Genomic DNA, 17,247 nt, shown 5'->3' with positions numbered 1-17,247 from the left:
AATTATTGGCCTACGTGAAATGCGCGTGTAGCTTTGGGAACAACCTGGTTCCTCAAGCTACACGCGTCATGTTTTCTGCCGAACGTATTCTGACTATCCGAAAAAGTAAAGGGCTTTCGCAGGAGTTACTGGCAGAGCAGTCAGGTATCAGCCTCCGCACTATTCAGCGCGTAGAACAGGGCGACACCATACCGCGCGGCCATACCCTGCAGGCACTGGCGGCGGCGCTGGAAGTACCCTTGGAAGCCCTACGCACAGAGCCAAAGCCAGTGCCCGTTGTGGCAGTTGCTTCTGAGCCAAGTGCCGCTCCCGTTCTGCGCTCCGACCCCCAATATCTACAGCTGCTCAACCTGAGCGCGCTCAGCTTCCTGGTCTTTCCCCTGCTGAACCTGATAGTGCCTTTCCTGCTATGGCGTACCCACCGCCTCGACACAGAACATGTAGCGGAGGTGGGCAGACGCGTGCTGGGGTTCCAAATTCTATGGCAGGCTACTAGTTTCCTGCTGTTTGCTCTGGCCCTGGCCGCCCAGATAGTGGCGGCTCGCTTTTATCACTTGAAAGTGCCTGGAGTATATGTGGCCATCGTCGGAATTACCTATGCTCTGAATGCCGGAACAATCCTCTATAACCATCGGCTGTTAAAGCAGGGCAACCTGAACCTGTATCCGGTTCGGCTATAATGAAAATAATAAGTTGTTGATATAAAGACCATTGTATTAAATGGCGTAGAAATGACGGGATAATGGCGCACGACCTGGGGCAGGAGCGAGGGTAGTTTTGATCCATCAAATCACTCAGCTCTACCCCTTATGAAACTGCTCATTAAAATCCTTTTCTCAGTTCTGGCTTTCCTTATCGTTAGTGGTATTGGCGGCTACTTTTATGCTCGTAAGAAGTTCCAGGCACCCACCAATCAGCTTACTGTAACCGGGCTGCCTGCCGCCACTTCCTTTGTCTGGCTAGCTGATACGGTAGAGCAACGCGCCATGCCGCATGCCGCGCTGCTCATTCCAGTGAAGCTGGCCAACTGTGCCCGTACATGCTACCTGCAATTTGATACAGGGGCTCCGTACTCTGTTCTGTATGATAAATCTCTAGCTGCGCTGCAGGAGCGTTACCCTGCTACCCGCCATACCTTCCAGCAAGCGCCTGATACCGTTCGGAATTTCAGCTTCGCAATTGGAGATGGAAAAGTGCAGGCGCGCAAACTGAGAGTATTGCACATGGGCATGGCCACCATGCCGTCCGATACTACGGCTCCTTTCATTATTGGCACGCTGGGCACTGATGTGCTGGATGGCCGCGCACTGATCCTGGATTATGGCCAGCGCCGGTTTAGCCTCGTCGCCAGCGTGCCCAGCGACTTGGTACAGCAAACCGATTTTGTGCCTATGGCTTTTACGGATCGTCGGGTTTTGCTGAATGTGGGTATGCAGGGCAAGTCACAGCAGTTTCTATTTGATTCCGGCAGCAGTGCCTTTTCGTTGCTGTCCAGTCAGGATAACTGGCAGAAGCTGGCTGCTCCTGGCTCGCCAACCCAAACCGTGAACGTCAATTCCTTTGGTAAAACCCTGACGGCCCATACGGTATCTACCGCAGCTGCCATGCAGATGGGCAAGAGTACAGTTCCGCTGCGTACGGTTACCCACATGGAAGGAACTAGTTTATCGCAGCAGCTCATGATGCGCTTCTCCGGAATGGGTGGTATGCTGGGTAACGAGCCATTTAGCTCCCGAACTATTATTTTGGACACAAAAGCGGGACGTTTTGGGGTAGTGCGCAGCTAGAGGGTTTAGGAAGTGGCATTCTGTCAAAAATAATTAGCAAAAATTTGCGCTAAATGAATTAGTAAACACCGATCTTTGTTAGTATTTTCACGAGCCGAATAACCTGCTGATACTGACCTTATTCCCCGGCTCCTATTTGCGATGATCAACACGAATCTTAAATTCTGGCGGCGTGAATTAGCCCTGACGCAAGCGCAGATGGCTGAAAAGCTGGGTATAAAACGTTCTTTGGTAGGAGCCTACGAAGAAGGGCGCGCCGAGCCCAAGCTAACTACCTTGGTGAACATGGCCCGCTTGTTCGGTATTACCCTGGATGCACTGGTTACCACTGACTTTAGCAAGAAAAAGAATGCTAAAGCTGCACTGCTCCAGATGCAAACCCAGACTACAACCCCCGCTCTGGACGCTACGGCCACCCGCCCCGGTGGCAACCTGCGCATACTGGCCCTGACAGTAGACAAGGACCAGAATGAGAACATTGAGCTGGTACCCCTAAAAGCTAGCGCCGGTTACCTTAACGGTTACGCCGACCCGGAGTACTTGGAGGAGCTGCCTAAGTTCCGCCTGCCCATGCTGGGAACCAACGGCACTTACCGTGCTTTCGAAATCAGTGGTGACTCTATGCTGCCTATAGCCTCCGGAACGGTGATTGTAGGCCGTTATGTGGATGACTGGATGAGCATTAAGGATGGAACCCCCTGCATCGTGGTAAGCAGCAAAGAGGGCATTGTCTTTAAGCGCGTGTTCAACCGCTTGAAGGATTCTGCCATGCTGGCCTTGCACTCCGACAACCCCGTGTATTCTCCCTACGAAATTGACGTGGAGGATGTAGTGGAAATCTGGGAAGCGAAGTCATATATCAGCAATACCTTCCCCATTGCCGACCTCTCGCTGAACCGTCTGGCCAGCATTGTACTGGACCTGCAGCAGCAGATGACCACCATGAAAAAGGTCTAACCCAGTTTTCACAAGCGGTTTAACTTCAAAAAGCACTGTTCCTTTGATATTCTTCAAAGGAACAGTGCTTTTTTGTTCTTGTCCACGCAGAACCTTGGTTTATGCTAGCTAAGCTATAAACTTAACTTCCGGAGGATTGCCTGCGTAAGTGCCCTTTATCATCTTAGCCTCATCCCTATGCTTAAATACATTCCCTCCTCCGACAGGTATCATGCTGCTCCCGTACACTGGCTCAGTAGCTATTTCCTGTTTTCGTTTGCCGATTATTTTGATCCGAACAACGTGCAGTTTGGCCCGCTACGTGTCTTTAATGATGACAACATTGCGCCCCATTCCGGTTTTCCGCAGCACCCTCACGCCGAAATGGAAATTGTTACGCTGGTTCTGGAAGGCGAAGTAACGCACGAAGACACGATGGGAAACAGAACTACCATCACCAAAGGCGAAGTGCAGCGTATGACGGCCGGCACCGGCATGGCTCATGCCGAATTTAACCGCAGCGAAAAGCCGCTACATATTTATCAACTCTGGTTTTTGCCCAATCAGAAAGGCCTGGCGCCCAGCTACGAGCAAAAGGACGTAGATTTCCTGGATACTAAAAATGAGCTCATTCCGCTTGTTTCTGGCCAGAAAGTGCTGGAAGACGTGGTGTATATGAACTCGAATACCACCGTATACTGGTGTAATTTAAACGAGGAAAAGACCGTAACGTTTAAGACGTTTCCCATTCGCCTCACTTTCCTCTACATCAAGCAAGGCACCATTTACGTGAACGGAACTGAACTGGGCCCCAACGACCAGGCCCGCATGACGGATGAGTACGTGCTGGAAATTCGTGCTTCCAAAGACGCTCAATTTATTCTGATTGATTTGCCTGCAACCGAGGCCAATTACTAGCCGCTACTTTGCCGCCCAAAAGAAAAGCCCGCCAGAAATGGCGGGCTTTTCTTTTAACACTATAAGTCTGGGCTTACAGGTTTGTAAAGTCGAATGACTCCAGGAATTTCGTGGTGAAGTTGCCTGCTTTGAATTGTTCGTCGTCCATCAGTTTCAGGTGGAAGGGGATGGTGGTTTTCACGCCTTCCACAACAAATTCCGACAGGGCCCGCTTCATCTTCACAATGCACTCTTCCCGGGTTTGGGCCACGGTGATGAGCTTGGCAATCATGGAGTCGTAGTTGGGCGGAATGGTGTAGCCGGCATACACGTGCGTATCTACGCGCACCCCGTGGCCGCCGGGGATGTGCAGCGTAGTAATTTTGCCGGGTGAGGGACGGAAACCGTTCTGAGGATCTTCGGCGTTAATGCGGCACTCCATAGCGTGCATTTGCGGCTCGTAGTTGCGGCCCGAAATTGGGATGCCGGCCGCAACTTTGATCTGCTCCTTGATGAGGTCGTAGTTGATGATTTCCTCCGTCACAGGATGCTCCACCTGAATGCGGGTGTTCATCTCCATGAAGTAGAAGTCACGGTTGGCATCTACCAGAAACTCAATGGTGCCTACGCCTTCGTAGCCAATAGAACTGGCGCCTGCTACGGCTGCTTTACCCATCTTTTCCCGCAACTCGGGGGTCATGAAGGGTGAAGGAGCCTCTTCCACCAGCTTTTGGTGGCGGCGCTGAATGCTGCAGTCCCGCTCTGAGAGGTGGCATACGCGGCCGTACTGGTCGCCTACAATCTGTACTTCAATGTGGCGGGGCTCCACCACAAACTTTTCCAGGTACATGCCGTCGTTGCCGAAAGCGGCTTTGGCTTCGGTGCGGGCATCGTTCCAGGCCTTCTCAAACTCGTCTTCAGAGTTGATAATACGCATGCCGCGCCCGCCGCCGCCAGCCGTGGCCTTCAGAATGACGGGGTATTTAATTTTAGCCGCAATCTTGAGGCCCTGTTGTACGGAGTCCAGCAAACCTACTGAACCTGGAATGCAGGGCACGCCGGCTGCAATCATGGTGGCTTTGGCCGAAGCCTTGTCGCCCATCTGGTTGATCATCTCAGGCGAAGCCCCGATGAACTTGATGCCGTTTTCCTGGCAAATGCGCGAGAACTCCGCGTTTTCCGACAGGAAACCATAACCCGGGTGAATAGCGTCGGCGTTGGTAATCTCGGCCGCCGCAATCAGGCTAGGCATGTTCAGGTAAGACAGCGTAGACGAAGGCGGGCCAATGCACACAGCTTCATCGGCGAAGCGTACGTGCAGGCTTTCCTTATCGGCGGTGGAGTACACGGCCACCGTTTTAATGCCCATTTCCTTACAGGTACGAATGATACGCAGCGCAATTTCGCCCCGGTTGGCAATCAAAATTTTCTTGAACACAGCTCTGGTATAGATGTGAGAAGTGAGAGCCCAGAGGCCAGACTATGAAGCGGAAACATGCCCGTTCAGGAGTCCAAGCTCTAAGCTCTCACCTCTAAGTTCTAAAATTACATCGGCTCGATGAGGAACAACGGCTGGTCGAACTCCACGGGCGAAGCATTTTCCACCATGGCCTTCACCACACGTCCGGACAATTCTGCTTCAATTTCGTTGAAAAGCTTCATGGCTTCGATGATGCAGATAACCTGACCTTTTTCCACCAGGTCTCCTACCTGCACAAAAGCCGGGGTTTCCGGGCTGCTGCTGCGGTAGAAAGTGCCAATCATGGGGGCTTTCAGCGGTACATAGTTACCGCCGGCTTCAGGAGCAGGGGCAGCGGCGGGCGCAGCGGCTGGGGCTGGAGCAGCGGCCACAGGGGCTGACGCTGGTGCGGCGGCCTGTGGTGCTGGTGCTGCCGCAGGAGCCATAGTTCCACCAACTATTCTGGTGTTAGGCTCACGCTGCACCGAGATTTTGAACTCCTCGGTTTCAATGTTGACTTTGTTCAGACCTGACTTGGCGATGAAATCAATGAGGTCCTGGAGTTCTTTGGCTTTCATGGGTGGGGCGGCTGGCTGTTTCGGCTGCTTATTTAACTCTTTCGACATAGGAGTAGTCGCTGGTCTTGATGCGGATTTTGGTATCGGTATCGATGAACAGCGGCACCTGAATGCGCGCGCCGGTTTCCACGGTAGCGGGCTTCAGAGTGTTGGTAGCGGTATCACCGCGTAGGCCGGGCTCCGTGTAGGTTACCACCAGCTCTACGGTCGTGGGCAGCTCGGCTGTGAGGGGCTGCTCGGTTTCCGCGTGAAACAGGATGGTCACTACTTGACCTTCCTTCATCAGATCAGCAAAGGGCACCATGGCTTCGGGCAGTACTACCTGCTCAAAACTCTCATTATCCATGAAAGTGTAGCCGTATTCGTCCTTAAATAGGTACTGGTGAGGGCGCTGCTCTACGCGGGCCGTTTCTACTTTCACGCCAGCGTTAAACGTGTTGTCGATAACACGACCCGTTTTGATGTTACGAAGCTTGGTCCGCACAAAGGCCGGACCTTTGCCAGGCTTCACGTGCTGGAATTCAGTGATGACGTGCAGGTCGCCGTTGTAGTTCAGGACGAGCCCGTTGCGAAAATCTGCGGTTGTGGCCATGGTAGTAAATTCTGAGGTAGAAATTCAGAATTATGAATTATGAGTGGTTGGGGAGAAACGCAAGCGGTGGGCTGCCCCGGTCATAATTTGTAATTCTGAACAGAAGCGGGTGCAAGTATAGAAGTTTTCCGCGTGAGAGTCGCCAGAATCAGGCGTTTTGCGCGGCAGGTTTTGGGTCATAGGCCCACTTCAGGTAAATGGAACCCCAAGTGAAGCCGCCACCAAAGGCCGCCAGAATCAGGTTGTCGCCTTTGTGCAGCTGCTGTTCGTAGTCGGCCAGGCAGAGCGGGAGGGTACCGTTAGTAGTGTTGCCATACTTGTAAATATTCAGCATCACTTTTTCCGGACCTACGCCCATGCGGTGGGCAGTGGCATCAATAATGCGCTTGTTGGCCTGGTGCGGGACCAACCACGCCACATCCTGGTGGGTGAGGTGGTTGCGCTCCATTACCTGAGCGGCTACATCGGCCATGTTCTTCACGGCAAATTTGAAAACCGTAGCGCCTTCCTGGTACACGTAGTGCTCCCGGTTCTGGACCGTTTCCAGGGAAGGAGGGCGGCGGCTGCCACCCGCTTTCTGGTGCAGGAAAGGTTCGCCGTTGCCGTCTGAGTGCAGTTCCTGATCAATCAAACCAAGGCCTTCCGAATTTGGCTCCAGCAATACCGCGCCGGCGCCGTCGCCGAAAATGATGCAGGTAGAACGGTCGGTGTAGTCGATAATACTCGACATCTTGTCGGCGCCCACTACGATAACCTTTTTGTAGGTGCCCGTTTTGATAAACTGGGCACCCGTAGCCAGGGCATACAGGAAGCCGGAACAAGCGGCCTGCATATCAAAGCTAAATGACTTGGTGGCGCCAATGGCCGCCGAAATAATGTTGGCCGTAGCCGGAAAAACCAGGTCCGGGGTGGTGGTGGCGCAAATCAGCAGGTCAATATCCTCGGCCTTGGTATTCGTCTTGGCCAGCAACTGCTGCACCGCCTTAATAGCCATAACCGAGGTGCCCTGGTTCTCGCCTTTCAGAATGCGGCGCTCCTGGATACCCGTGCGGCTCAAGATCCACTCGTCGTTGGTATCTACCATCGTCTCGAGCTCTTTGTTGGTCAGCACGTAGTCAGGTACGTAAGCACCTACTCCGGTAATGGCAGCAGTGATATTCATCGAAAAAAGAAGAAAACGCAGCTAAGAAAAAATCCGGCCGGGGCCGGACTTCGTCATGTTAGGACTTGAAGGTGCTTTTTATCTGGTCTGATATGCCGGAATCGGCCATCTGGAAACCTTGCATGAGCATATTACAGATAGCCTGCGGCGTGCTCACTCCGTGTCCGATAATGGCATTGTCGTTAATACCCAGGATGGGACTTCCGCCAATGGCTTCGTAGTTAAAGTTGTCGAAGAAGGGGTCATGCATCTTCTTCTCCGCCATGATTTCGTACACTGACTCGGCCATTTTCAAGAGCACGTTGCCGGTATAGCCGTCGCAGACAATTACGTCTGCTTTGTCGTTGAACAGGTCACGCCCTTCAATATTGCCGATGAAGTGCAGGTGCGGATTTACTTTCAGCAGCTGGTGCGCGGCCTGCATAATGGCGGTGCCTTTGCCTTCTTCCTCACCCAGGTTCATCAAGCCCACTTTGGGCTGCGCAATACCCAGCACGTACTGGGCATACAAGGAGCCTAACTCGCCGAATTGCTCCAGCATTTCGGGTTTGCAATCGGCATTGGCGCCCACGTCCAGCATAATACCAAACCCGCCTGCCAGCTTCGGAACAAAGTTGGCAATGGCGGGTCGCAGTACACCCGGAACAGGTTTTACGCTGAACATGGCTCCCACCAGCATAGCGCCCGTGTTGCCAGCAGAACAGAAGGCTTCTACCTCGCCGGCATGCAACATCCGGTAGCCTACGGCAATACTGGAGTCCTGTTTTTGCTGGTAGGCTTTGGCCGGATGTTCGCCCATCTCAATTACCTGCGAGGCAGAAACGAGAATAAGGCTGGCAGCCGCGGGCCCATGCTTTTCCAGCAGGGGCCGCACGGCATCTTCCTGGCCAATAAGCACAATCTGAGCTTTGCCAGCCAGCAAACCAGCGGCCAGCACAGCGCCGTCGACGGCAGCCTGGGGAGCAAAATCGCCCCCCATTGCGTCCAGGGCTATCTTCATGTACGAAAGTTCAAGGGGTCTATGGTCGGGAGAGCACTCCGGCCTGGGGCCGGCAAAACGAGGAAGAGCGGTGGGCTATTCTTCGTCGGGAGCAGCGGTGGCGGTAGCTACGGGAGCATAACCCTTAATAGCTACTTTACCGTGCAGGTACAGGTCGCCGTCAACCACATAAGCCTTGTGACGCAGGTGCAACTCACCAGTGGTATTGCAGATAGAAATAGCCTTGGGGGTCAGGTTCTGGTGGGTGCGACGCTTGTCGCGACGGGTTTTGGAGGTGCGCCGCTTAGGATGTGCCATGAGTAAAAGTCAGTAGAAAAAACAAAGAAAAATCGAGAGAAAACTAGTTAAGGTTGCGCAAAGCGTTCCACCGCGGGTCCGTGGTATCCTCATCATCGTCATCCGCATCGTCCTGCGAGCGGGTGCTAAAGATAAAAGTACTGTCGGCGTCAGGGTTTTCGTCGGGCTCATTCTGGAAGCGCGGGTGCAGCTTCTTCATGGGCAAGGCCAAGGCAATGTAATCGAAGAGGTGCTCGGCAATGGGCAGCGTCTGTGTCTCCGGAGTAATCTGCAGCACATTGTCGTCCAGCTCGGTCACCTTATCACCGTAGCGCACCAGCAATTGCTCCTGCACGTCAATGGGGTAATCGAACTCGTCGAGGCTCCGGTCGCAGATCAGCTTCACGGTGCCTTTAATGTGAAAATCCAAGGTCAGCACCCGCTCGGTCTTGGTCAGGGCCAGGTCCACGTGCAGGTTGCCATCCTGAATGATATTCTGCTCGAACCGCTCGAAAAACGCACGGTCAAGCTCAAACGCAAACGGATGCGTTTTAAGCGCGAGCTTGGCAATAGCCAAATCAAATTGTGCGTCCTTTTTCACAGATTGGGTAATAGCAGGCGGCAAAAGTAGGAATATTTCCGCTTTCCTAAAAGTTAAAGCGGCTTATGACAGAGGGTCAGGCGTTCTTTAAAATGAAATCGGAAGGAATGCCTAACCGTTCGTACAGGCGTTTGGCCAAGTCAAGCGTAACGCGCCGTTTGCCACTCAAAATCTGGGAGAGGCGCCCGGCGGGTACATCCAGCAACTGCGCCAGATCCTTTTGTTTCAGGCGCATCTGCTGCCGTTTCAGTTCAATCATTTCGGCCAGGGAGGTCGGTAGATTGGGAATTGGCAGCAGACCCAGCTTGCTTTCATACGTGTCCAGAGCAATAATCAGCTCCCGAAACTCGGCTTCCAAGGCGGCATTCCCTTCCACGCCTGCTGCTACCAGCGCGTCCAGTCGGCGGAGCGCAGTACGGTAATCAGTAGGGGTGTTGAGCGTCATGGAAAGCAGATAAAAAGCAAACCGGCAAAGCATCCTCCGGATTTGAGGATGCAAACCTACGGCTGAATTTTTAAAACCGCAAACAAAATTTCAATTTTGGAAAGATTGTTTCGTTTATGTGCTTATTTCGGTGCCTTATCTTTTCTCCTTTACAGCAACCTGACTTGCCCGCTCACGCACCAGATTGCAGGCCATGTATAGTGCTTCCCGGAAAGAAGTTGGATCAGCGCGGAAGGAGCCAGCCAAGCCATAGGCAGTGCCATGGTCGGGGGAAGTACGGATAACAGGTAGGCCCGCCGTATAATTCACTCCTCGCTCAAAAGCCAAGGTCTTAAAGGGAATCAGCCCCTGATCATGGTATAAAGAAAGCGTGGCGTCAAACTGCCGGAACTGACCGGTGCCGAAGTAGCCATCGGCCGGGAAGGGGCCGAAAACTAAGTGCCCATCATTCAGAAAGTCCTGAATCACGGGCTGCACAATCTCCAGTTCTTCGGTGCCCAGCAGGCCATTTTCACCGGCGTGCGGATTGAGGCCGAGTACTGCCACACGGGGTTTCCGAATGCCAAAGTCGTTCTTCAGGGAGTTCAGCAGAATCCGCAGCTTGGTAGCCAGCAACTCCTTGGTGATTTTGCCCGGCACGTCTTTTAGGGCAATATGGCCCGTAACGGTGGCTACGCGCAGGTCTTCGGTTGCCAGCAGCATCAGGCTTTCGGGCGCACCGAAAAAGCTGGTCAGGAACTCGGTGTGGCCGGGGTAGCGGAAGTCATCGGCCTGGGTGTTTTCCTTGCTGATGGGCGCCGTTACCAGCGCATCCAGCAAACCTGCCTTCAGGTCGCGGGCGGCCGCCAGCAACGACTGCCGGGCAGCCGTACCACTAGCAGCGCTGGGCTGGCCCGGCGTGAGTGCAAAATCCTCTTCCCAGCAGGTTACCGCGTTTAGCTTGCCAGGGTCGATATCGGCAGCGGAGCGCACCTGCCGGAAAGTGAGGTGCCCGGCCTGCTCATCTACCGGAAACTCATCGAAAAGGACGGTAGCCGTGCCGTACACTACGGGCGTGCAATACTTGAGCAGGCGGCTGTCGAGAAACGTCTTATAAATGATTTCCGGCCCGATGCCAGCCAGGTCACCGACGGAAATACCAATGCGTGGGAGCATTATCTAGAAGTGTAAGGTTAGGCAAATGTAGCAACGAAGAAGACGGGAAACCGGCTATTCGTTTTATGCCTTCGCTTTCAGGAAATCATAGAGCAGGCGTACGGCCGTGCCGGTGCCGTTTTTGCCGCGGTAGCTATCTGGGGCGGCCAGGTAGGCGGGGGCGGCAATATCGAGGTGAATCCAGGGGTAGCCTTCGGTGAAGCGTTCCAGGAATTTACCGGCGGAAATCTGGCCGGCTTCGGCCTTGCCCAGGTTAGCCAGATCGGCAATGTCGCTCTTGATGTGCTCGGCATACTCTTCCCAGAGCGGGAATTCCACGATGCGCTCATACACGCGGTTACCGGCGGTTTTTAGGGCAGCCATCGTGTCATCCTCGGCGGTGCCCATGGCGGCAATACCTTCTTTGCCCACGGCGCGGGCAGCGGCCCCAGTCAGGGTGGCTACATCAACTACCAGCTCGGGGTGATACTTTTTGGCAAATGCCAAGGCATCACCCAGCAGCAGGCGGCCTTCGGCATCCGTATTCAAGACTTCTACGGTCAGGCCGCTGTACATGGTAATCACGTCGCCGGGGGTAAAGGCCAGGCCGCCGGGGCGGTTATCGGTGGCAGGAACCAGCCCAATGACGTGGAGGGGCACCTGGTTTTTTGCCAGCGCATAAAGCGTGCCTACTACGGCGGCGCCACCGGCCATGTCGCACTTCATGGTGTCCATGCCGCCGGGGGTGGGCTTTAGGCTTAGCCCGCCGGTGTCGTACACCACGCCTTTGCCGACGAGCACAAACGGCTTGTCGTTTTTAGCATCTGCCGGCTTGTATTCCATAATGGTGAATGTGGGCGGCTCGGGGCTGCCCTGGTTCACGGCCAGCAGGCCGCCCATGCGCAGAGCTTCGATGCGCACCAGATCCAGAATTTCGGTGTGGAAACCAGCCTGCTCACCGGCCTCGGCCATGCGCTCGGCAAACTGAATGGCGTTCAGCTTATTCAGCGGTGCATTTACCAAGTCGCGGGCCAGCACAACACCTTCCACAATGTTAGCCAGTTCCTGCACGGCAGCTTCTGTCAGGTTAGGGGCGGAGAGGTGCACGGATGTGAGCTCGGCCGCGGCTTTCGACTTGGCATCGGTTTTATAGCCTTCAAATTGGTAGGCTGTGAGGGCAAGGCCTTCGGCAAAGGGTAGCGCGCCCGCGCCATCAGCTGTCAGATCCTGCACGAAGACTTCTTTTACCTTGTCGGCTTTCAGCTGGGCGTGGAGCTTGTGGCCCTGCTTGCGCAAATCTTCGGCTACCTGATAGGGTGTCTTTTTATCGGCAGCCACTACATAATAATGGCGGTGCGAGTAATGATTCAGCGAAATCAGCTTGTTATCAGCTGCCAGCTGATCGGCCACAAACTGGAGGGCCTGGGCAGGTAAATCAGCGGTGGCTTCCTGGGGCAGCGTGGTGGTGCCAGCAGGCAGCAGGAAAACCGTGTTGGCGTTTTTAGGGAATTCGGTGGCGTAGGCGAGCTGAAGCGACATAGTCAGACGTATCTTTGAGGGCGTGCAAGGTAGCTGTTTTACAGAAGTGAGATGCTGGTACGAGAAAGGCTGACTTGAGTAGCGTGCCTTCTTCCCCAGTTTGCTCACCAGAATGCTACATACGTACTCTACGGCCTGCCGCCTCATCCCACGCCTTACCTTCCCTGAAAATGGATTCAGTTAAAGCCAAAAAACACCTCGGTCAACACTTTCTGGCCGATCCAAACATTGCGCGACGCATTGTGGAGTCGTTGCAGCTGCCCGATGGCGTAACCGAGGTGCTGGAAATTGGCCCGGGCATGGGCGTGCTGACGGGTACTTTACTGCAGCACACGGAGTACCGCACGTCGGTAGTAGAAATTGACCGCGAATCAGTGGCTTATCTGCAGCAGCATTTCCCTTCGTTGGATGGCCGCATTCATTCCGCCGACTTTCTGAAGATGGATCTGGGTAAGCTCTATAATGATCAGCCCATCAGCATCATTGGTAACTTTCCCTACAACATCAGCACCCAGATTTACTTTCAGGTGCTGGCTCACCGGCAGCAGGTGCGCGAGGTAGTAGGCATGATTCAGAAGGAAGTAGCTGACCGCTTGGCGGAAGGTCCCGGCACCAAAACCTACGGCATTCTGAGCGTGCTTTTGCAGGCTTACTATAAAATAGAGTACCTGTTTACGGTGCCGCCGCACGTGTTCAACCCGCCACCCAAGGTGCAGTCGGCCGTTATTCGCCTCACCCGCAACACCACCGAAAAGTTGGACTGCGACGAGAAGCTGTTCTTTAAAGTAGTAAAACAGGCCTTTTCCACCCGCCGCAAAACGCTACGCAATGCCTTAAAGCCCTTTGGCATGCTGCCAGAGAATACTACAGACTCCATTTTTGAGAAGCGGGCGGAGCAGCTGAGCGTGGCTGATTTTGTGGGCCTGACGCAGCACGTGGAGAAATTCCGGCACAACGATTAGCTGGTTTCTCCCGCCACCGTTACCGCATACTTCATCAATAGTTGTAGAAAATTCAGCCAGTGTCTCTCTGTCTAGTTATCGATGAAATGCACCCCAGCCTGCCCGATTATATGGCAGAAATAGGGGTGAAGCTGCATTACCGACCTGATCTGACCGCGGCCGAAGTACCCGCCGCCCTGGCCGCCCACCCCTACGACGGCCTGATGGTGCGCAGCAAGCTGCGCATTACGGCCGCGTTGCTCGCCCACGGTCCCCAGCTGCGCTACGTGGCCCGGGCCGGGGCCGGGGTGGATAACATTGACGAGGATGCCCTTATAGCTGCCGGGGTTACCCTGCTGAACGCGCCGGAAGGTAACCGCGACGCCGTGGGTGAATATACATTGGGCTTGCTCTTGGCGCTGCTGCGCAACATCACTCGCGCCGACCAGGAAGTACGCCAGGGACAGTGGCGCCGCGAGGCCAACCGCGGCGAGGAGCTGGGCAGCAAAACCGTGGGCATCCTCGGGTGCGGGCACATGGGCAAGGCCTTTGCGCGCCGCCTGGCTGCCTTTGGCTGCACGGTTTTGACCTATGACCACGACCCGTTCTGCGACACCGGCGGCTTTGCCAGTGCCGTTACGCTGGCTGAACTGCAAGCCCGGGCCGAAGTACTGAGCCTGCATATTCCGTATTTCGCGGCCAACCATCATTTTGTAAATGAAGGGCTGCTGAGCGGCTTCAGGAACCCTATCTGGCTGGTAAATACGGCCCGTGGGGAGGTGCTGGACCACGTGGCCCTGGTGCGGGCGCTGCAAAGCGGGCAGGTGCGGGGCGCGGCCCTGGATGTGCTCGAAAATGAAAAACTTCCGGCTCTTTCGCCGGAGCAGCATGCACGCTTCGAGTTTCTGGCAACTGCCCCTAACGTGGTGCTGTCGCCGCATATTGGGGGCTGGACGCACCAGTCGTATGAGCGCATTAATCAGGTGCTGGCTCATAAAATTGCGGCATTCCTGCGCCCGTAAAGGAATCTTCGGGAGCCAGCCTATGGCAACATTAGTGGCAGGTTCGTATATTTGTCTCAAACCTGTATCGGGAGAACGGTCGGCACTGCTGACCGTTCTCCTTGTTTTTTAGCTTACCATCTCACGCTCATGTCTACTGTCAACTATTATACCCCGGAAGGCCTGCAAAGACTCAAGGACGAACTGCAGGACCTCAAAATCCGCGGCCGCGCCGAGGCCGCCCGCCAGCTGGCTGAAGCACGCGACAAGGGCGACCTGAGCGAGAATGCCGAGTATGACGCCGCCAAGGAGTCGCAGGGTCACCTGGAACTGAAAATTTCCAAGCTGGAGGAAGTATTGGGCAACGCTCGTCTGCTGGACGAAAGCAACCTGGATGCTACCAAAGTGCTCATTATGAGCAAGGTGAAGCTGAAGAATCTGAAAAACAACATGGTGCTCGACTACACACTGGTAGCTGAGGAAGAAGCCAACCTGGCCGCCGGTAAGATTTCCGTGAAGTCGCCGATTGGTAAAGGTCTGCTGGGCAAATCCGCTGGTGATACGGCCGAAATTACTGTGCCCGCTGGCAAGTTGCAGTTCGAGATTCTGGAAATTTCCCGTTAGTCGGGTTGAAGTGCGGAGCTACTACTGCCGCGCTTAAAAACTAATCTACAAGAGGCCAGGCTGCGTATGCGGCCTGGCCTCTTTGCATTTTCGGGCCTGAAGCCTCACCTTGCTGCCCCATGAACCAGGAGTTGACGGGCCACTTCTTTAGGCTTGATTTTTCCGGTTTCTTGATATTCACTCTAAACGCCCATCCTATGCCTTCTATCTTCTCGCGCATCGTTTCCGGCGAGCTGCCAGCCTACAAAGTAGCCGAAGACGACCATCACCTGGCCTTTCTTGACATTACGCCGCTGGTAGAGGGACACACGCTGGTGATTCCGAAGAAAGAGGTAGACTATATTTTTGACTTGCCACCTGCTGAGCTGGCTGCCCTGCACCAGTTTGCACAGCGCGTAGCAAATGGAGTGCAGGCTGCCGTGCCCTGCCGGCGCATTGGAGTAGCCGTAATTGGGCTGGAAGTGCCCCACGCGCACATTCACCTAATACCGATGCACAAGGTTTCGGATATGAACTTTGCCAACCCCAAGATTAAGGTGGCTGAGGAGCGCATGAAGGAGTTGGCCGCCGCCATTGCCGCCAAAGTGCCGGATAATGGTCTGGCAAATGATGATAAAAAAGTAGCTGCTTCTAAAGCTACAGGCAGTGAGGAGAAGGCGCCTGCGGAGACAGATGCTACTCTAGCCCAGCTCCAACAGCTTACCAAAGGGCTGTTTTACATAAGCGAATCAGATGCGCCGCTGGAAGCCGTTAGCCTGGCCGCCCCGGATGGAGCATTGACGGATAAAGCCCTGATGAAGCTGGTTGGCAAACCCGATGACACTAAAGTAGAAACTCAAGAACTTACTTATTTTCTTCGCAACCACACTGCCGATGATGGCGTGCTGGGCGACCCGGCGCTGGCTAACCGCTTCAAGGCCCTACAAATGTTCCTGAAACAGGAGCTGCAGGACGTAAAAGTGTATCGGCTAGGCGCTGGACCCCAGGTAGCTGTATATGCCCTGGGCAAAACCGATAACGGAAAGCTGGCTGGCTTCAAAACCGTACTGACGGAAACATAGAATGAGGAAGGCAACCGCCCGATACTATTCAACAAAGAAGACCACCTTGGGAAAGGTGGTCTTCTTTGTTGAATAGCCTAGGAGTAGTAGTCTGAAATCAAATGCCGGACTCCCTCCGGATGCGGTTTTCGCGCTCAAATACTTTGGTCAGCACGATAAAATAGGATAGGAGCAAAGGCCCGAGTACCAGTCCCAGAATGCCGAAAATCTCAACGCCCAGCACCACCCCGGCCAGCGTGATGAGCGGGTGAATATCCCCGATGCGCTTAGCCAGCACAATGCGTAGCAGGTTGTCTATGTTCATGATAACGATAACTCCCACCAGCAGCAGGCCTACTCCCTGAGAAGTTTCGCCCTGCGCAATTTTAATGATGGCGGCGGGGCCCCAAACCAGCGGAGTGCCCAACACAGGAATAAAAGCCATAAAGAAAGCCACCACCCCCCAGAAATCAGCATCGCTCACACCAAAAAACCAAAGCGCTGCCCCCGTCAGAATAGCCTGGACTATGGAAATTAGCGCCGACCCGATGACGTTGGCATTCACATTGTTTTTAAGAGACTCACCCATTTCGCGCAGCGTGCCGGGCCGGAAGGGCAGGTAGCGGTGCAGCCCGCGCAGAAAGGCGGCCTCCTCAATGAACATGAAATACAGCGCAAACAGCATCAGGCCAATTACCACCGTGAAATGCAGCAGCCCGCTGGCCAGGGACGGAATGCGCTGACTCAGCCAGCTCATGCTCTGCTGCACAATAGTGCGCACGTTTTGCTCCGAGGTAAAGGTGTAGCCAATGAGCTGCTCTACCCGGTGCAGCACGGCCATAATCTGGCTGGTGTCCTGCGCGTACTGCCGGATGCGGTCCACCAGCATGAAGGTGAGGGCAGTGAACGGCAGAATAATAACTACAAAGGCGAAAGTGAGCAGGAAAGCCGAGACAAACTGCTTATTCCAGCCCCGCTCGTTTACCAGCTTCTGAAACCACGGGCGGAATACCACATACAAAATGCCCGAGCCTAAAAAGGCCGTAGTGTAGCTACCCAGGCCCACCAGAATAAGGGCAGCCAGCCCCACCAGACATACAATAAGCAGGATGTGCTGCTGACGGGCGGTGTAAATGTTTTCGTTAGACATGGGCCGCGGGAAAAGGAAGGATGCGGCAAATTACAGTTTCAGTCTAAAAAACGGTTGCCCCAACGTGGCGGCACGTTGGGGCAAC

General features: G+C 54.5%; 19 protein-coding genes. 8 read left to right on the top strand and 11 right to left on the bottom strand.

Annotated elements, in window-relative coordinates; genetic code table 11:
* Positions 1–68: 68 nt before the first annotated feature.
* The 4 genes from Q4G72_RS12520 to Q4G72_RS12505 all read left to right on the top strand — a co-directional run bounded on the left by Q4G72_RS12520 (position 69) and on the right by Q4G72_RS12505 (position 3,641).
* The gene (locus Q4G72_RS12520; protein WP_303311756.1) at positions 69–680 is read left to right on the top strand and encodes a helix-turn-helix domain-containing protein; all 612 of its coding nucleotides are present in this window, start codon (positions 69–71) and stop codon (positions 678–680) included.
* 129 nt (positions 681–809) lie between these two features.
* Complete coding sequence (locus Q4G72_RS12515; protein ID WP_303311755.1) at positions 810–1,787, top strand: hypothetical protein; 978 nt, start codon at positions 810–812, stop codon at positions 1,785–1,787.
* A 141-nt stretch (positions 1,788–1,928) separates the two neighbouring features.
* The gene (locus Q4G72_RS12510; RefSeq protein ID WP_303311754.1) at positions 1,929–2,744 is read left to right on the top strand and encodes a helix-turn-helix domain-containing protein; all 816 of its coding nucleotides are present in this window, start codon (positions 1,929–1,931) and stop codon (positions 2,742–2,744) included.
* Between the two features lie 177 nt (positions 2,745–2,921).
* Positions 2,922–3,641, top strand: a complete 720-nt coding sequence (locus Q4G72_RS12505) for a pirin family protein (RefSeq protein WP_303311753.1) — start codon at positions 2,922–2,924, stop codon at positions 3,639–3,641.
* A 73-nt stretch (positions 3,642–3,714) separates the two neighbouring features.
* Here the strand turns inward: Q4G72_RS12505 and accC are convergent, their stop codons facing one another.
* From accC to Q4G72_RS12455, 10 genes are all read right to left on the bottom strand, one after another.
* Positions 3,715–5,058: an acetyl-CoA carboxylase biotin carboxylase subunit gene (gene accC, locus Q4G72_RS12500; RefSeq protein ID WP_303311752.1), complete on the bottom strand. Its 1,344-nt coding sequence runs from the start codon at positions 5,056–5,058 to the stop codon at positions 3,715–3,717.
* A 107-nt stretch (positions 5,059–5,165) separates the two neighbouring features.
* On the bottom strand, positions 5,166–5,657 hold the full coding sequence (accB, locus tag Q4G72_RS12495) for an acetyl-CoA carboxylase biotin carboxyl carrier protein (RefSeq protein ID WP_303311751.1): 492 nt from the start codon (positions 5,655–5,657) through the stop codon (positions 5,166–5,168).
* A gap of 28 nt (positions 5,658–5,685) precedes the next feature.
* On the bottom strand, positions 5,686–6,249 hold the full coding sequence (efp, locus tag Q4G72_RS12490) for an elongation factor P (protein ID WP_121236915.1): 564 nt from the start codon (positions 6,247–6,249) through the stop codon (positions 5,686–5,688).
* Between the two features lie 148 nt (positions 6,250–6,397).
* Positions 6,398–7,411, bottom strand: a complete 1,014-nt coding sequence (locus tag Q4G72_RS12485; protein WP_303311750.1) for a beta-ketoacyl-ACP synthase III — start codon at positions 7,409–7,411, stop codon at positions 6,398–6,400.
* A gap of 58 nt (positions 7,412–7,469) precedes the next feature.
* Positions 7,470–8,411 carry a phosphate acyltransferase PlsX gene (plsX, locus tag Q4G72_RS12480; protein WP_303311749.1) on the bottom strand — a complete coding sequence of 314 codons (942 nt, stop codon included), beginning with the start codon at positions 8,409–8,411 and terminating at the stop codon, positions 7,470–7,472.
* 75 nt (positions 8,412–8,486) lie between these two features.
* The gene (rpmF, locus tag Q4G72_RS12475) at positions 8,487–8,708 is read right to left on the bottom strand and encodes a 50S ribosomal protein L32 (RefSeq protein ID WP_121236918.1); all 222 of its coding nucleotides are present in this window, start codon (positions 8,706–8,708) and stop codon (positions 8,487–8,489) included.
* A 43-nt stretch (positions 8,709–8,751) separates the two neighbouring features.
* Positions 8,752–9,288 carry a YceD family protein gene (locus Q4G72_RS12470; protein WP_303311748.1) on the bottom strand — a complete coding sequence of 179 codons (537 nt, stop codon included), beginning with the start codon at positions 9,286–9,288 and terminating at the stop codon, positions 8,752–8,754.
* 76 nt (positions 9,289–9,364) lie between these two features.
* Positions 9,365–9,733, bottom strand: a complete 369-nt coding sequence (locus Q4G72_RS12465; RefSeq protein WP_054412501.1) for a helix-turn-helix domain-containing protein — start codon at positions 9,731–9,733, stop codon at positions 9,365–9,367.
* 135 nt (positions 9,734–9,868) lie between these two features.
* A complete protein-coding gene (pdxA, locus tag Q4G72_RS12460; RefSeq protein ID WP_303311747.1) occupies positions 9,869–10,888 on the bottom strand; it encodes a 4-hydroxythreonine-4-phosphate dehydrogenase PdxA in 1,020 nt (339 codons plus the stop codon).
* A 63-nt stretch (positions 10,889–10,951) separates the two neighbouring features.
* On the bottom strand, positions 10,952–12,406 hold the full coding sequence (locus tag Q4G72_RS12455; protein ID WP_303311746.1) for a leucyl aminopeptidase family protein: 1,455 nt from the start codon (positions 12,404–12,406) through the stop codon (positions 10,952–10,954).
* 170 nt (positions 12,407–12,576) lie between these two features.
* On the opposite strand from Q4G72_RS12455, the gene rsmA reads away from it, so the two are divergent.
* From rsmA to Q4G72_RS17895, 4 genes are all read left to right on the top strand, one after another.
* Positions 12,577–13,368 carry a 16S rRNA (adenine(1518)-N(6)/adenine(1519)-N(6))-dimethyltransferase RsmA gene (gene rsmA / locus Q4G72_RS12450; RefSeq protein ID WP_303311745.1) on the top strand — a complete coding sequence of 264 codons (792 nt, stop codon included), beginning with the start codon at positions 12,577–12,579 and terminating at the stop codon, positions 13,366–13,368.
* A 59-nt stretch (positions 13,369–13,427) separates the two neighbouring features.
* The gene (locus Q4G72_RS12445; RefSeq protein ID WP_303311744.1) at positions 13,428–14,369 is read left to right on the top strand and encodes an NAD(P)-dependent oxidoreductase; all 942 of its coding nucleotides are present in this window, start codon (positions 13,428–13,430) and stop codon (positions 14,367–14,369) included.
* A gap of 129 nt (positions 14,370–14,498) precedes the next feature.
* Complete coding sequence (greA, locus tag Q4G72_RS12440; RefSeq protein ID WP_054412511.1) at positions 14,499–14,972, top strand: transcription elongation factor GreA; 474 nt, start codon at positions 14,499–14,501, stop codon at positions 14,970–14,972.
* Positions 14,973–15,169: 197 nt separating this feature from the next.
* Entirely contained in the window at positions 15,170–16,033 is an 864-nt protein-coding gene (locus Q4G72_RS17895; RefSeq protein ID WP_368408996.1) for a nuclease A inhibitor family protein, read from the top strand.
* Between the two features lie 97 nt (positions 16,034–16,130).
* Here Q4G72_RS17895 and Q4G72_RS12425 read toward each other — a convergent pair whose 3' ends face one another.
* Positions 16,131–17,162: an AI-2E family transporter gene (locus Q4G72_RS12425; RefSeq protein WP_303311743.1), complete on the bottom strand. Its 1,032-nt coding sequence runs from the start codon at positions 17,160–17,162 to the stop codon at positions 16,131–16,133.
* Between the last annotated feature and the right edge of the window lie 85 nt (positions 17,163–17,247).

It is taken from the genome of Hymenobacter sp. BT730 (assembly GCF_030542105.1).
Lineage (GTDB): Bacteria > Bacteroidota > Bacteroidia > Cytophagales > Hymenobacteraceae > Hymenobacter.
The sequence above is the reverse complement of the archived record's forward strand: the minus strand, read 5'-3'. Positions and strand labels throughout refer to the sequence as shown.

Bases quoted from the DNA above. Each gene is read 5' to 3' on its own strand.
- Q4G72_RS12515 (WP_303311755.1), top strand. From the start codon at position 810: ATGAAACTGCTCATTAAAATCCTTTTCTCAGTTCTGGCTTTCCTTATC.
- efp (WP_121236915.1), bottom strand. From the start codon at position 6,249: ATGGCCACAACCGCAGATTTTCGCAACGGGCTCGTCCTGAACTACAAC.
- Q4G72_RS12485 (WP_303311750.1), bottom strand. From the start codon at position 7,411: ATGAATATCACTGCTGCCATTACCGGAGTAGGTGCTTACGTACCTGAC.
- Q4G72_RS12455 (WP_303311746.1), bottom strand. From the start codon at position 12,406: ATGTCGCTTCAGCTCGCCTACGCCACCGAATTCCCTAAAAACGCCAAC.
- pdxA (WP_303311747.1), bottom strand. From the start codon at position 10,888: ATGCTCCCACGCATTGGTATTTCCGTCGGTGACCTGGCTGGCATCGGG.
- Q4G72_RS12425 (WP_303311743.1), bottom strand. From the start codon at position 17,162: ATGTCTAACGAAAACATTTACACCGCCCGTCAGCAGCACATCCTGCTT.
- greA (WP_054412511.1), top strand. From the start codon at position 14,499: ATGTCTACTGTCAACTATTATACCCCGGAAGGCCTGCAAAGACTCAAG.
- Q4G72_RS12510 (WP_303311754.1), top strand. From the start codon at position 1,929: ATGATCAACACGAATCTTAAATTCTGGCGGCGTGAATTAGCCCTGACG.
- accB (WP_303311751.1), bottom strand. From the start codon at position 5,657: ATGAAAGCCAAAGAACTCCAGGACCTCATTGATTTCATCGCCAAGTCA.
- plsX (WP_303311749.1), bottom strand. From the start codon at position 8,411: ATGAAGATAGCCCTGGACGCAATGGGGGGCGATTTTGCTCCCCAGGCT.
- Q4G72_RS12505 (WP_303311753.1), top strand. From the start codon at position 2,922: ATGCTTAAATACATTCCCTCCTCCGACAGGTATCATGCTGCTCCCGTA.
- rsmA (WP_303311745.1), top strand. From the start codon at position 12,577: ATGGATTCAGTTAAAGCCAAAAAACACCTCGGTCAACACTTTCTGGCC.
- Q4G72_RS17895 (WP_368408996.1), top strand. From the start codon at position 15,170: ATGCCTTCTATCTTCTCGCGCATCGTTTCCGGCGAGCTGCCAGCCTAC.
- rpmF (WP_121236918.1), bottom strand. From the start codon at position 8,708: ATGGCACATCCTAAGCGGCGCACCTCCAAAACCCGTCGCGACAAGCGT.
- Q4G72_RS12520 (WP_303311756.1), top strand. From the start codon at position 69: ATGTTTTCTGCCGAACGTATTCTGACTATCCGAAAAAGTAAAGGGCTT.
- Q4G72_RS12465 (WP_054412501.1), bottom strand. From the start codon at position 9,733: ATGACGCTCAACACCCCTACTGATTACCGTACTGCGCTCCGCCGACTG.